This is a genomic window from Streptococcus sanguinis, from assembly GCF_019929225.1.
GTDB lineage: Bacteria > Bacillota > Bacilli > Lactobacillales > Streptococcaceae > Streptococcus > Streptococcus sanguinis_J.
This window is the reverse complement of sequence record NZ_JAHZPA010000004.1, coordinates 137,843-151,746: the sequence shown is the minus strand read 5'-3', so window position 1 is coordinate 151,746 and position 13,904 is coordinate 137,843. Positions and strand designations below refer to the sequence as shown.

At 44.4% G+C, this 13,904-nt stretch carries 11 protein-coding genes; 5 read left to right on the top strand and 6 right to left on the bottom strand.

Annotation, left to right across the window (positions count from 1 at the left end; all coding sequences use genetic code 11):
- Positions 1–9: 9 nt before the first annotated feature.
- The 6 genes from K1I80_RS08105 to K1I80_RS08080 all read right to left on the bottom strand — a co-directional run bounded on the left by K1I80_RS08105 (position 10) and on the right by K1I80_RS08080 (position 7,719).
- Positions 10–555, bottom strand: coding sequence for a hypothetical protein (locus K1I80_RS08105; RefSeq protein ID WP_004188719.1), 546 nt, complete (start codon positions 553–555; stop codon positions 10–12).
- The gene (locus K1I80_RS08100; protein WP_223313507.1) at positions 552–1,151 is read right to left on the bottom strand and encodes a TetR/AcrR family transcriptional regulator; all 600 of its coding nucleotides are present in this window, start codon (positions 1,149–1,151) and stop codon (positions 552–554) included. The genes K1I80_RS08105 and K1I80_RS08100 overlap by 4 nt, the downstream gene beginning before the upstream one ends.
- 345 nt (positions 1,152–1,496) lie before the next feature.
- Positions 1,497–2,162 (bottom strand): HXXEE domain-containing protein, encoded by a 666-nt coding sequence (locus K1I80_RS08095; protein ID WP_223313506.1) that lies wholly within the window; start codon positions 2,160–2,162, stop codon positions 1,497–1,499.
- A gap of 16 nt (positions 2,163–2,178) precedes the next feature.
- Positions 2,179–3,957, bottom strand: coding sequence for a serine hydrolase domain-containing protein (locus K1I80_RS08090; RefSeq protein ID WP_223313505.1), 1,779 nt, complete (start codon positions 3,955–3,957; stop codon positions 2,179–2,181).
- Positions 3,958–3,974: 17 nt separating this feature from the next.
- Positions 3,975–5,756: a serine hydrolase domain-containing protein gene (locus K1I80_RS08085; RefSeq protein ID WP_223339030.1), complete on the bottom strand. Its 1,782-nt coding sequence runs from the start codon at positions 5,754–5,756 to the stop codon at positions 3,975–3,977.
- A gap of 172 nt (positions 5,757–5,928) precedes the next feature.
- Positions 5,929–7,719 carry a serine hydrolase domain-containing protein gene (locus K1I80_RS08080; RefSeq protein ID WP_223339028.1) on the bottom strand — a complete coding sequence of 597 codons (1,791 nt, stop codon included), beginning with the start codon at positions 7,717–7,719 and terminating at the stop codon, positions 5,929–5,931.
- Positions 7,720–7,978: 259 nt separating this feature from the next.
- On the opposite strand from K1I80_RS08080, the gene K1I80_RS08075 reads away from it, so the two are divergent.
- The 5 genes from K1I80_RS08075 (at position 7,979) to K1I80_RS08055 (ending at position 13,874) form a co-directional block, all read left to right on the top strand.
- Positions 7,979–8,659: a response regulator transcription factor gene (locus K1I80_RS08075; RefSeq protein WP_223313503.1), complete on the top strand. Its 681-nt coding sequence runs from the start codon at positions 7,979–7,981 to the stop codon at positions 8,657–8,659.
- A 1-nt stretch (position 8,660) separates the two neighbouring features.
- Positions 8,661–9,536, top strand: a complete 876-nt coding sequence (locus K1I80_RS08070; RefSeq protein WP_223313502.1) for a sensor histidine kinase — start codon at positions 8,661–8,663, stop codon at positions 9,534–9,536.
- Positions 9,537–9,580: 44 nt separating this feature from the next.
- Complete coding sequence (locus K1I80_RS08065; RefSeq protein WP_223313501.1) at positions 9,581–10,561, top strand: Fic family protein; 981 nt, start codon at positions 9,581–9,583, stop codon at positions 10,559–10,561.
- 434 nt (positions 10,562–10,995) lie between these two features.
- Positions 10,996–11,826: a CPBP family intramembrane glutamic endopeptidase gene (locus tag K1I80_RS08060; protein WP_223313500.1), complete on the top strand. Its 831-nt coding sequence runs from the start codon at positions 10,996–10,998 to the stop codon at positions 11,824–11,826.
- A 275-nt stretch (positions 11,827–12,101) separates the two neighbouring features.
- On the top strand, positions 12,102–13,874 hold the full coding sequence (locus K1I80_RS08055) for a serine hydrolase domain-containing protein (RefSeq protein ID WP_209550621.1): 1,773 nt from the start codon (positions 12,102–12,104) through the stop codon (positions 13,872–13,874).
- Positions 13,875–13,904 lie beyond the last annotated feature (30 nt).

The following is a 13,904-nucleotide window of genomic DNA, read 5'->3' as shown; positions in this document are numbered from 1 at the left end:
ATCTTTACTTCAAGCGGTCATATCGTGATTTACACTAAAAGCGAATAGAAGTTTAATCAGGTAAAGTGATAAAAGAGCTGTCATACTGATTGGCAATTTACTGTAACTAATAAGAAGAATGCAACCCAACCCCGCCATAGAAGCACCAGTTAATGCTTGCTCCCTGCAATCTTTCAGTAGTTCGCTAACAAACAGAGCGCCTATCATCGCACCAAGCCAGACCATAGTACAGGTTAGTAAAGATTGATTAAAAAGTAGAGCTAGAAGTAAGGGCTGAATATGAATCAGGAGGAAAATACATCGTCGTTTTACAGACTCTTGATAATAATGATTAGTCCCTTGAGATAAATTAGCGATCACTCCTCCGCTGATATCTACAGATAAGAGGCAAAAAGTGAGGATTTGCCATAATGGCCAATTCTGATCTGGCAAGGAAAGACGCCAGAGTAATCCAGTTACCAGAAAAGAGAAGGTCATCGTGATAACTATGGTCATCAGGCTTGTTTTCCGTCCAAATAGTTCCTGTAAAAACTTAGGTGTGCAAATATCTCTCAATATTTTATTCCTCCCTGCCCCATGATAAATTCTATCTGTTCCAATCCTTTTTCCATTAAAAGTGATGGTGGCATATCCGTATAAAGATATCGGATTACCAAAAGCCCTAAACTGTTATAAAGTATTTCCAGCAGGAGATCGATTGGGTAGTTTTCTGGCAGAAGATGAGCCTTGCTTTCCAAGTAAGTCTTAATTGATTGAAGATATTGACTATCAAGATACAGCAAGTTGCTCAAATATTGACTGGAATCAGTATCAGAGGTGAGGATTTGAAAAATGCTCTGCCAGTCGGACTTCTCAACTTCAGTTATAGTTCCAACATCAGATATAATCTGTTTTTTAATACTTGCCACAAGCTCTGTATAAGTCTCAGCATTTTCATCAAATTTTGTAGTCAGCTTAAACTGCTTCTGGATAACTATTTCAATAAAAATTTGCCCCTTGCTTTTAAAATAATTATATAGAGTTCCAGTAGCTATATCACAGACTTCTGCAATCTCTCGCATAGAAACTGCTCCAAAGCCCTTAGAGCGAAACAGCTCCCCTGCCACTTCTAAAATAGCTTGACGATTTTTTTCTTTTTTACTTACTTTCATTTTTAAATCCCTTTTCAAAATATGAATACGTTCATTTTATGAACTTGTTCATATTATAGTAAATAAAAGATAAAAAATCAAGAAAAAACTAAATACAATTTAGTGGTCAAAAAGTAGAAAGCCAGAGAGACTGGTCAGGTGTGTCTATATTATTGTTTCTGTCGCGACAGAGTTGGAAATAGCAGCTAACAAACATTAGATATGTCTGGTTGGCCGCAAGGCCAAACTTAAAATAGCAGAATAGAACTAGGCCACTTTTTGATTTTCGGTGAGTATTAGTCGCTCAGTTATGCCTTTGACTTCTCATAGAATTTTTAAAGAAGATTATGAAATAGGGAAGGGAATTCAGTTTTTTTCCCTTGCAATATATTTTTCATAATAACGATTGCTATCAAAAGGATAAGGGGTCTCTTTTGATTTGAACAGTTGCTCAGGGATAAGAACGACACTACTTACAAGAACTATTCCACTGATAATGGCTAAAATGATTATTGGCAAACCGGGGAGATTTGTAGGATACTGGCTCAGAACATAGTAGAGAGCATGAAGCGTAAAGACAACCGCTGTCGCAAAACCTGGGTTATAAATGGTTCTTTTTCCTACTGTACGAAAACGTCGGTACATACTGAACCCAAAAATCAGGTGGCCAATCATTTCAAAAAAGCAAAAGATAAGATTCCAGATGACAATGATCTGATTGACACCGTAGAAAAGACAGACAATACCAATTAATTCAGCTAACATAATAGTCAGCATATCAGAAAATTGATTCATAGGATAGCGATCGGGCTGTTGAGAGCGCCGAAGCATGTTGTAGTTATAATGAAAACCGCCAGGAAATCTCCATTCTTCTAGACAGTGCAAAGGGAGCATGACATAGATTATAGCGACAAATCTGCTTCCAGCATCTAGTGTAGTCCAATGTGTGGTAAGATATAAGAGAATACCGATTCCCATAGCAAAGAGAATGGGAATCCAGATTTTTAACCAAGCAGAAATCAGTTTGAACATAACAACACCTCATTTATCAAAGTACCCACCACTGGTAAAGAGACCAGTAAAGGATATTAGCGACCACTGCCAAAGCAGATAGACTAGTCATGGCCGTCAGGAAGAGGCGGCCTTTGCTGAGCTTTTCTCTGGATTTTCTGAAGAGCGGCAGCAGAGCAGCAGCGGTTAGTAGGAGTCCCAAGGCAGCAAAGAGCATATAGCGCCAATGAGCTAGAGAATCAAGGTCATCTGACATCAAAGGTATCATAATCATTAGCAGGTTTAGGGGAACAGCCAGAATACCAAGAGAAGTCAGTAGATTCCAGACCTTCCAAGTGCGGTCTGTGCGCTCAACCGTTTTTCGGGAAATCAAGCGATAAGCTCCTAATAAAAGGCTGATGATGAGCGTTCCAAAACCATAGACAATTCCAAGGATGCCTAATCCTAAGATGATATAGTCTTTATAGAAGTCAAAAGCAGAGATTTTCTCATAGTCTACCACAGCGACGGGGATTGTAATCTTTCCCTTGCTCTCATAGATAGTCCAAAAATTGGTACTCAAGATTCGGTTCTGAGCAGGATTGTCAATCTTCTCTATTGAGGGCATCATGAGTCTAAGAAAGGATAAGGGGCCATGGAGAAAGGTACGTGGAGAACGGTAGTAGCCTGGTGTAAACTGTTTTTGAGTCTCTTCGTCAGCTGTTTTACGTTTTCCGAAAACCAGTTCAGGCATTTGGTAGTTGTAATTCTCTTCCATGCTTTGATTGGTCATGACTATGTAGCCGATGCCACTTTCCAAGTCTAGCATGAGACGAGAGCTGAAACCATCAGTATTGCCACCGTGGCCAATGATGCTGACTCTGTATTCATTGATCCAAAAACCGTGGGCATTGCGAGCAATGTCTGTACCTGGATAAGTCGAAGTGGGATTGTAGAGGGTATTCCAAGTTTCTGGACGTTCAAAGAGAACCTTGCGCCCCAGCAGAGCCTGAGCAAATTTCTGTAAATCCTCCAAGGTACTGGCTGCTTGGCCAATTGAGTAGAGACCATACTCATAAAAAGCTGTCCCTAGTGAATTTCCCTTTGTATCATAGGCCTTAGATTCTTGACGTTTTTTCTGAACATAGGGATTATCAGATAAGTCCGGTAGGAGAGCTGTCTTGTCCATGCCAAGCGGCTGGAAGATATGCTCGTGGGTATAGTCAGCAAAGGTCTGGCCGGAAATCCGCTCGACAATCAGAGAAGCGAGCCCAGCACCATAGTTGGAATAAGAGGTTACTGTTCCAGGTTCAAAGGACTGGACAGGCTGGAGCATGCGTAGATTTTCCTCTATATTCTTATCACCTTTTGTGTAAGACAGGGATTCATCAAATCCCGTCTGATGATTCATGAGATCCAGCATTGTGATAGCTTTGTCGAAGTGCAGATTTTTAAGAAAATTCTCTGGCAGATAGGTCTTGATATCTTCCTCTAGGTCAATCTTTCCTTGTTCCCAGAGTTGCATGACAGCTATCCAGACGGTCAGCTTGGTCACAGAGCCCCAATCAAAGACGCTGCTGTTGTCAGCTTTGATGCCTTTTTCTTTATCCATATAACCAAAGTTTCCTTGGTAAATGGTGCTATCCTTGTCAAAGACTGCTGTTTCCATAGCGGCAGTCGTCTTTTCATGCTCCTTGACATAGTCTTGGATTTTCTGGCCGATCTGGTTCCGTTCGATACCAGATGGGAGTTTCTGCTCTTCAGCCAGTGCGGTAATTGGTCGAAAGAGTCCTAGAGTCAACAGAGTTAAAAGGATTAGGGAAAATGTTTTTTTCATAGCTGGCTCCTTTCATATTAGAATACCCACCACTGATATAGAGACCAATAGAGGATATTAGCGGCCACTGCTAAGGCAGATAGGCAGGTCACGGATGTTAGGAAGAGGCGGCCTTTGCTGAGCTTTTCTCTGAACTTTCTGAAGAGAGGTAACAGAGCGGCTGAGGTTAACAGGAGTCCCAAGGCAGCAAAGAGCATGTAGCGCCACTGAGCGATTTCGCTGAAATCTCCTAGAATTGCTGACATAAATAGCAGAAAGAGATTGATTGGAACAGCCAAAATACCAACAGCTGTTAGGAGGTTCCAGACCTTCCAAGTGCGGTCTGGCTGGTCTTGTTTCTTGCGAAAGATAAGCCGATAGACTCCTAGAAGCGGGCTGATGATGAGCAGGCCGAGGGCGTAGATGATACCAAGTCCGGCCAAGCCTAGAACAACATAGTCTTTAAAGAAATCAAAGTCAGAGACTTTCTCATAGTCTGCGACAGCCACTGCGATACGGGTCTTGCCTTGGCTCTGATAAATGGTCCAGAAGTTGTTTGGCAATCGCTGATCGTCAGATGGTTCCTGCAAGTAGTCTGCGGAGGCTGGAATCATTTTAAAGATAGCCAGAGGCCCTTGATTAAAGTTACGCAGAGTGCGATAATAGCCTGGACTGAACTGCTCTTGGGTTTCCTTACTGGCTGTTTTGCGCGGTCCAAAGACGAGCTCTGGCATTTGGAAATTATAATTTTGCTCTGTACCTTGATTGGTCATGACGACATAGCCGATACCGTGCTCCAAGTCCAACATTATCCGTGAAGTAGAGCCAGCTGTATTTCCGCCGTGGCCCAACACAGTAGTACCGTATTCGTTGGCCCAAAAGCCATGAGCATTGCGGATGATATCCGTGTCAGGGTAGGTGGAACTGGCAGTATAGAGGGTGTTCCAGGTCTCTGGGCGCTCAAAGAGCGTCTTGCGAGCCAGCAGGGCTTGGGCGAACTTCTCCAAGTCTTTCAAGGTGCCAGTAGCCGCTCCGATAGGATAGATGCTAGTGATGAAATGGTCCTTGCTCAGTAAGTTTCCTTTAGTGTCGTAACCTTTGGTTTCTTGACGCTTTTTCTGAACGTAGGAATTGTCTGATAGATCCGGCAAAATAGCCGTTTTATCCATGCCCAGTGGTTGGAAAATATGCTCATGGGCATAGTCGGCAAAAGTCTGACCAGAGATCCGCTCGACAATCAGAGCAGCCAAGCCAGCACCGTAATTTGAATAAGCTGTGACTGTACCGGGTTCAAAAGACTGAATAGGTTGTTGTTCTTTAAGGATTTCTTCGATACTTTTGTCACTTCGCATGTAGAAGGTAGTCTCGTCAAATCCTGCCTGATGATTCATCAGATCCAGCATGGTGATAGGTTTGTCATAGCGGAGATTTTTGAGGAAGCCTTCTGGCAGATAGGTGCGGATGTCTTCTTCTAAGTTAATCTTACCTTGCTCCCAGAGCTGCATGACAGAGATCCAGACGGTTAGCTTAGTCACGGAACCCCATTCAAAGACGCTATCGTCATCGGCCTTGATGCCTTTTTCTTTATCCATATAACCGAAGCTTCCTTGATAAATTGTACCATTCTTGTCAAAGATAGCAGTCTCCATGCCGGCTGTTGTCTTTTCATGTTCCTTGACATAGTCCTGGATTTTCTGGCCAATCTGGTCACGTTCGATGCCAGATGGTAGCTTTTGAGCCACCTCAGCCAGCGCAGTAGCTGGCTGGAAGAGCCCCAGAGTTATAATCGTTAGAAGTGTTAGAATAAATGATTTTTTCATAGCATTTCCTTTCTGTTCAACTTTCGGATTCACGTAAGCTGAGTTCAGATATTCGGTGCAGTCTCCTTTTAATTTAGAATTAGGTTATTCTTGTTTCATTGGTCATAGGATTTTCTCCTTTGCAGAATGATGCAGACGAAGCCCATCTCCCCTAAGGAAGATAGGCTCTTCATCATAATACCCACCACTGATAGAGGGACCAATAGAGGATATTAGCGGCCACTGCTAAGGCAGATAGACTAGTCATGGTCGTCAGGAAGAGGCGGCCTTTGCTGAGCTTTTCTCTGAACTTTCTGAAGAGAGGTAACAGAGCGGCTGCGGTTAGCAGGAGTCCCAAAGCAGCAAAGAGCATGTAGCGCCACTGAGCGATTTCGCTGAAATCTCCTGAAGTTGCTGACATGAATAGCAGAAAGAGATTGATTGGAACAGCCAAAATACCAACAGCTGTTAGGAGGTTCCAGACCTTCCAAGTGCGGTCTGGCTGGTCTTGTTTCTTGCGAAAGATAAGCCGATAGACTCCTAGAAGCGGGCTGATGATGAGCAGGCCGAGGGCGTAGATGATACCAAGTCCGGCAAAGCCTAGAACAACATAGTCTTTAAAGAAATCAAAGTCAGAGACTTTCTCATAGTCTGCGACAGCCACTGCGATACGGGTCTTGCCTTGGCTCTGATAAATGGTCCAGAAGTTGTTTGGCAATCGCTGATCGTCAGATGGTTCCTGCAAGTAGTCTGCGGAGGCTGGAATCATTTTAAAGATAGCCAGAGGCCCTTGATTAAAGTTACGCAGAGTTCGATAATAGCCTGGACTGAACTGCTCTTTGGTTTCCTTACTGGCTGTTTTGCGCGGTCCAAAGACGAGCTCTGGCATTTGGAAATTATAATTTTGCTCTGTACCTTGATTGGTCATGACGACATAGCCGATACCGTGCTCCAAGTCCAACATTATCCGTGAAGTAGAGCCAGCTGTATTTCCGCCGTGGCCCAACACAGTAGTACCGTATTCGTTGGCCCAAAAGCCATGAGCATTGCGGATGATATCCGTGTCAGGGTAGGTGGAACTGGCAGTATAGAGGGTGTTCCAGGTCTCTGGGCGATCAAAGAGCGTCTTGCGAGCCAGCAGGGCTTGGGCGAACTTCTCCAAGTCTTTAAAGGTACCAGTAGCCGCTCCGGTAGGATAGATGCTAGTGATGAAATGGTCCTTGCTCAGCAAGTTTCCTTTAGTGTCGTAACCCTTGGTTTCTTGACGCTTTTTCTGAACGTAGGAATTGTCTGATAGGTCCGGTAAAATAGCCGTTTTATCCATGCCCAGTGGTTGGAAGATATGCTCATGGACATAGTCGGAGAAACGCTGACCGGAGATTCGCTCAACGATATAGGACGCCAAGCCTGCTCCAAAATTAGAATAGGCTGTTGTTGTGCCAGGTTCAAAAATCTGAGTTGGCTGACTAACCGACAAAATCTCCTCTATCGTCTGCCCCTTATTTTCCAGATAAGCAGCATGAGCCCCCTCTTCAAAACCCGCCTGATGGTTCATCAGATCCAACATGGTGATAGGTTTGTCATAGCGGAGATTTTTGAGGAAGCCCTCTGGCAGATAGGTGCGGATGTCTTCTTCTAAGTTAATCTTACCTTGCTCCCAGAGCTGCATGACAGAGACCCAGATGGTTAATTTGGTTACGGAGCCCCATTCAAAAACGCTATCATCATCAGCCTTAATGCCTTTTTCCTTATCCATGTATCCAAAGTTGCCTTGATAAATGGTACCATTCTTGTCAAAGATAGCAGTTTCCATGCCAGCTGTTGTTTTTTCATGTTCCTTGACATAGTCTTGGATTTTCTGGCTGATCTGGTCACGTTCGATACCAGATGGCAGCTTTTGAGACTCCTCAGCCGATGCAGTAATTGGCCGGAAGAGTCCTAGAGTTATAATCGTTAAAAGCGTTAGAATAAATGATTTCTTCATGCGAGTCTCCTTTTTCCTTAGCCCTCAAGAGCGAAAGTAATACTTTTAAAAACGATTTTGCAAAAAATTTTAAACATATTGAGCCTCCTTTTTATAGTACATACATTTCTTATTTCTTTCTATTTTAAAGTTCGATTCTCAAATATCCTTCAAGTAATTCTAAAATATTTCTAAAGTTTTTCGAATAGTCCATCTTTTATTGACTTAGCCTCTTATCCTTGCTACACTAGTGATAGGAAATTTCTGGAGGCGAGTGTTTATGGCTCATATTTTACTCATCGAAGACAATAGTGATATTCATGAAATTCTAAAAGAACTTTTTCAGAAGGAACACACGGTTTATTCTGCCTATTCGGGGACGGAGGGCATTTCGCTGTTTGAGCGGGAGGAGATTGATTTGGTTCTTCTGGACATCATGCTGCCGGGTAAGAATGGCGATGAAGTGTTGAAGGAAATTCGCAGCAGCAATGCTACGGTGCCAGTGGTTATGCTGACAGCCCTTGGTGAGAAAGCGCTGGTTAGCCAGTATCTGCTGAATGGTGCTAATGATTATATTGTCAAACCCTTCAATCTGGATGAGGTTTTTGCCCGTATCACCGTGCAGCTGCGCAGCCAGCAAGCTTTGACTGGCGAGGAAGAAGGCCAGTCCTTTAAAAATATCCGTCTGCTCAAGGCTACCTTTGAGGCGGTCTGTGGTGAGAAAAGCGTCCGTCTGAGCAAGAAAGAATATCATATCCTCCAGCTCTTGCTCCGTCATCCCAAGAAGATCTACACCAAGGAAGAGCTCTTTGAGCAGGTCTGGGAAGAGTGTTATCTGCCTGGGGATAATACCCTGAATACCCACCTCAGCAATCTACGTAAGAAACTGGCCCAGTTGGACCCAACAGAGGAATACATAGAGACTGTTTGGGGACTGGGTATCCGGCTCAAGGAGGACTGATATGTTGGTGTTAGTCATTTTATTTGCCCTTATCAGTCTGTTTCTGGGCATTGGTTTCATACGCTATCATCTGGCGGTCAAGGATGTGGCTCAGCAGATTCGTCGGAAGCGGCAGACAGGGAGCCAGAATCGTCTGGCTCCTGCTGCTCATGCCCCCAGTATTTTGGAATTGACAGAGGAAGCAGAGCTGCTCTTTCGGGAGCTAGAAAAGACGACCTTTGTCGTCCAGCAGGAAAAGAAGACGCTGGATATGGCTATCAGTAATATTGCCCATGATATCCGCACCCCTCTGACCATTGCCAGTGGCTACACCCAGCAGCTGCTGAAGGATGATAGTCAGGAAAGTCAGCAGCTAGTCAAAATTGCAGATAGTCTGGGAATGGTATCCAAACGACTAGAAGCCTTGATGGAGTACCGCCGGCTGATGGAGGGAGCTATACGAGCCAATGTCCAGCCGACAGATATATCTCAGCTGGTAACCCAGCAGCTTTTTACCTATTATGATGCCTTTCAGAAAGCCCAGATTGACCTGCAGGTAGAGCTGGCTGAAGGTCTAGAGCTAGAGACAGACCCAGAAATTTTAGAGCGCATTGTCCAAAATATGATAAGCAATGTCCTCAAGCACGGCCGTAAGTCCGCCAGCATTTCTCTGAAAAAAGAGGGCGAGCATTGTATCTTTACCGTCAAAAATATCGTCCAGCAGCCTATCCAATATCTGGATAAGCTGACCAATCGCTTTTACTCAGAAAATCTATCCAGCAGTGAGGAGTCTTCAGGGCTGGGGCTCTACATCACCCAGCAGTTAGTCGAAATCCTAGGCGGGGACTTGACAATGAAAGCCGAGGCCGACTGGTTTGAACTAGTTGTGACTTTGTAGAGGATAGTGTATGATGAGTGAAAATACTTTTTTAAAGGAGTGAAATGCAACCGAATTATCGTATTACAGAGAAGATATTAAACCTAGTTCAGAAAATATCTGAACTGACGACTCAACTTTCGATTGAAAAACGTAAGCTGTATTTGCGGAAGGAAAACCGAATCCGATCTATTCAATCATCACTTGCTATTGAGAATAATAGCTTATCACTAGAACAGGTAACGGACATCATTGAAGGCAGGCATGTACTTGGTCCGTTAAAAGATATTCATGAGGTGCAAAATGCCTATGAAGCCTATGAGCGAGTGTTCAGGCTCAACCCTTATAGTCTGGATGATTTTCTCCTAGCACATGGCTTGCTGACTAAGGATTTAGTCAAGCGGTCGGGACAGTTTCGGCTAGGGGATGTTGGAGTCTATGATGGCGAGGGGAGAGTAGTTCATGTTGGGGCTAGACCACAGTTTGTCCCCAATTTGGTCAAGGATTTATTCAAATGGGCAGAGCAAAGCGAGGTCTCGGCCATTGTTAAGTCCTGTATCGTTCACTTTGAGTTAGAGATTATTCACCCTTTTGAAGATGGTAATGGGCGAATGGGACGTCTATGGCAGAGTCTGATTCTCAGTCAATGGAATCCAATTTTTGAATGGCTACCAGTAGAATCAGTTATTTATGCTCATCAGCAGGGGTATTATGATGCCTTGACCATCAGCAATGATACCAATGACTCTACAGTATTTACCGAGTTTATGTTGCAGGCCATACTAGAAACACTAGAAGAATACCAAGAAAAAGCAGATGAAGATGCAGACAGGATACTTCACAAGACATTAAAGCCAAGAGAGTTAGAAATTTATCAGCTGATAAAAGCTTACTTGGAGGAACATTCACAAATAGCTAATGCAAAAGTACAAGAGATTACAGGATTAAGCGAGGCTACAACCCGTAGATATTTGAATATATTTGTAGAATTCGGTCTTCTGAAAACAAGTGGAACAACGCGGGATAGGGTCTATCAGTTAGCTTAAAAATCCGCTCAAAATCCGCTCAAAATCCGCTCAAAATCCGCTCATAAACCTCAGCCAATTTTCGAATTGGCTGAGGTTTATTTTTAGATTAAATCAAAGAAAGCTATGATAAATATGCCTTTTTGTTTTGTGATCTGAAAAGCAAGTCATCTCAGCGAGGTCATTTTACCAGTCAAAGTGAAAAATCAGTCAACTGCTCTAAACCCTTGATATAACTGACTTGCAACTGACAGTTGACAATGATTCCAAGTTCAATCACTCAAAAAGCAACTAGATTTTTTCTTTATTCCAAGTCCAGTCGCTAGAAAGGCAACTGGCTTTTTTGTTAATCTGAAAGCAGAAGCCAAGTTTTTGATTTCGGAATGAACGAGTCGCTGTCTTTGAAGATTTGGATCAAAAACTTGAGTTTAATTATATTATAAGGAGGTATTCTCATGAATATAGAAACAACTATCAAACCACAACCCAAACTAATTTTGCCTTTCCTGGCCTGGAATTTCGGCTGGACCTGGGGCTTTTTGCTGACGGCCATCCTGCTCAAAAATCTCTGGCTGGAAAATCCTCCGACAGCCTACCTAGTATTTGAAGGTATCGTGGCCAGTCTGGCCTTTTTCGGCCCGCTAGTAGCCAGTCTGATTGTGCTCAAAGTGAAAGGTTTTAATGCTATCTTTTCCTTTATCTTCTCAGGCAGGAAGGGAACTTGGCTCTACCTGCTCATCTTTAGCGGGGGGATGGCCGCGACTTTCGCTTTGGCTGCTGGCGGCAGAATAGAGGGCAGTATTTTGGCTGGATTTGTCGGATCTTTTCTCTACCTTACGATTATGGCAGGCGGCATTGAAGAGCCGGGCTGGCGGGGTTTCCTGCAGCCGGCCTTGGAGCAAAAGTTTTCTTTTCCTCTGGCCAGTGCCATTACCGGTATCATCTGGGCCGTCTGGCATCTGCCTCTTTGGTTCTATGACCGAGTTGCCGACCGAAGCCAGGACCCCTTCCTGATTTATCTGGTTTTCTGCATCATCTTATCCGTCTGGCTGGCCGCATTGTATAAGAAGACCAAATCGGTCATCGCCTGTGATATTTTTCATGCACTCTATGACATCCTTGTCGCTCTCTTTATTGGTATTAGTCAAGCTTATAACCTTGATTTTTCTCAAGCCAATCCCCTCTTTTTCCTTGGCGGGGTGGCCGTTTTGACCCTTTACAGCATCTATCTCTGGTATCGAACCGATAAGGAGGAAAAATACCTGACAGATGATAAAAAAGAATAGTAATGGCTGGCTTCTATTTCTCATTCTTTAGAAATATTTTAGAATTGCTTGATAAATATTTGAAATTTAGCCCTTATAATAAAGAGAAAGAAGTGTTAGACAGAAAGGAAACCGCCTATGCTTAAAATTTTGTGCAAAATTGTTTTTAGAAGCCTTGCTTTTGCTATAAATGATTAGGATAAATTGCTTAAAATCCTCGCTTTTACTATAATTTGTTAGGGAAAATGCTGTAGAATCCCACTTTCACTATAATGGATTGGGAAAAAGGAGAAACCATGAATAAAACCATTTTTATCTGGCTCTTGACAGTCTTTAGTCTGGGCCTGCTCAGAGTCGAGAGTGTCCAGGCAGCAGAAGTACAGCTGCCGTCAGGCACGCCGGCCAGTCAAATCAGTCAGAAAATCGAGGACTTTGTCAAGGAACACGAAAAGACGACTGCCGGTATGGAAACGGCAGTCTTCGACACCAAGGGCAGCATCTACCGGGGCAACTTCGGCTACATGGACAAGGAAAAGGGCGTCAAAGCCGATGACGATAGTGTTTTCGAGTGGGGCTCCGTTACCAAGCTGACCGTCTGGGTTTCTGTCATGCAGCTCTGGGAAGAGGGCAAGATCGACCTTGAAGAAGACATCCGCACCTATCTGCCGGAGGGCTTTCTCAAAAACCTCCGCTACGATAAGCCCATCACTGTGCTGGATCTGATGAACCACCAAGCAGGATTTGAGGAGTCTTCTCATGCTTTTATGGAAAATAAAGGTCAGACTCTTGAGGAGATCTTGGCGGTCGGTCAGCCGGCCCAGATCTTTGAGCCCGGTACCATGACGGGCTATTCTAACTGGTCTACCGGCCTGGCTGCCTATATCGTGGAGCGGCTTTCCAGTCAGAGCTTCGCCGACTATGTTCATGAGCATATCTTCCAGCCGCTGGACATGGATAAAACCTCACTCTTACCCGACTTTGCCGATAATGCCTATGTGCAGGAAAAGCGCAAGGAAGAACTGACTTATGATACAGAAGGGAAATCTCTGGGCCTCAACTACATGAAAATGGGTCTCTATCCTGCTGGCGATGCAGCTGGCACCATGGAAGATTTCCTGAAGTTTGCTCAGGCGCTTTTGAAGAAAGAGAAGCTCTTCCAACGTTCTGAGACTTGGACCACCCTTTACACAGCGACCTCGACCTATCCGGAGACCGATCTGCCGCTCAATCTGCACGGCTTCTGGACCCAGGAGTATGGTACGACAGTTGTCGGCCACGGCGGGAATTCTTTTGGCTTCTCCTCTTATCTCCTGCTGGACCTGAAAAATGGCATCGGCATGACCATCATGACCAATCAAAAAAATGAGCAGGTTTATAATTATGAGATGCCGGAGCTGGTCTTTGGCCCCAAGAAAAAGACGGATAAGGCTACCTTTGAAAATTTCCAGCCCGGCTATTATCAGTCAGCCCGCTATTTTGCCAGCGGTCCTCTGTCTATTTCCAGAGCCATTACCCCATATGTGGGGAAATCGGCGGACAATCTGCTCTTGGCCCAGAACTATGCGGTCGTCAGTGGTCAGGGAGACCAGGTCAAGGTGACGGCAGCCTACGGTGATTTCTTCAGAATCAAGGACAGTGATCTCTTGAAAGACTGGGGCATGCTAGCCCTGGCTGCTATGGCAGCAGTCGTGAGCTTGCTGACCTTCCTCCTGCGGGGCGGCCTGGACCTCTTCCGCTTGGTCTTCAAAAAAGGTCCGTCCAAAACACCGAAAAATCTGCGGGTCTGGACCTATGTAAGCTCGGCGGCTGTCTTGGCTGTAGTTCTTAACCTTGCCCTCTTATTTACTGCTCAGCCTACTGATACCAGCATTTTAGCCAGCTGGCGCTTCATGGTCTTTGCCGGACTGGGCTTGTTACTGGCCGGCTGTACGCTTTATCCGCTGGTAAGCAAGACTAGGAAAGGACTGAGCAAGGGCCGAATTTTCCTGACAGCCTTGACCAGCCTGTCCGCCCTGGCTGTTGTCGCCAATATTCTTTATTGGTCCCTCTATCAGTGGTGGGTGCTGTAACTTTGAAAATTATGTTTATATTCCTAGAAA

What these genes read in the sequence shown, in the direction of transcription:
- K1I80_RS08095 (WP_223313506.1), bottom strand. Translation starts at nt 2,162, where the DNA reads ATGTTCAAACTGATTTCTGCTTGGTTAAAAATCTGGATTCCCATTCTC.
- K1I80_RS08080 (WP_223339028.1), bottom strand. Translation starts at nt 7,719, where the DNA reads ATGAAGAAATCATTTATTCTAACGCTTTTAACGATTATAACTCTAGGA.
- K1I80_RS08075 (WP_223313503.1), top strand. Translation starts at nt 7,979, where the DNA reads ATGGCTCATATTTTACTCATCGAAGACAATAGTGATATTCATGAAATT.
- K1I80_RS08085 (WP_223339030.1), bottom strand. Translation starts at nt 5,756, where the DNA reads ATGAAAAAATCATTTATTCTAACACTTCTAACGATTATAACTCTGGGG.
- K1I80_RS08070 (WP_223313502.1), top strand. Translation starts at nt 8,661, where the DNA reads ATGTTGGTGTTAGTCATTTTATTTGCCCTTATCAGTCTGTTTCTGGGC.
- K1I80_RS08060 (WP_223313500.1), top strand. Translation starts at nt 10,996, where the DNA reads ATGAATATAGAAACAACTATCAAACCACAACCCAAACTAATTTTGCCT.
- K1I80_RS08055 (WP_209550621.1), top strand. Translation starts at nt 12,102, where the DNA reads ATGAATAAAACCATTTTTATCTGGCTCTTGACAGTCTTTAGTCTGGGC.
- K1I80_RS08065 (WP_223313501.1), top strand. Translation starts at nt 9,581, where the DNA reads ATGCAACCGAATTATCGTATTACAGAGAAGATATTAAACCTAGTTCAG.
- K1I80_RS08090 (WP_223313505.1), bottom strand. Translation starts at nt 3,957, where the DNA reads ATGAAAAAAACATTTTCCCTAATCCTTTTAACTCTGTTGACTCTAGGA.
- K1I80_RS08100 (WP_223313507.1), bottom strand. Translation starts at nt 1,151, where the DNA reads ATGAAAGTAAGTAAAAAAGAAAAAAATCGTCAAGCTATTTTAGAAGTG.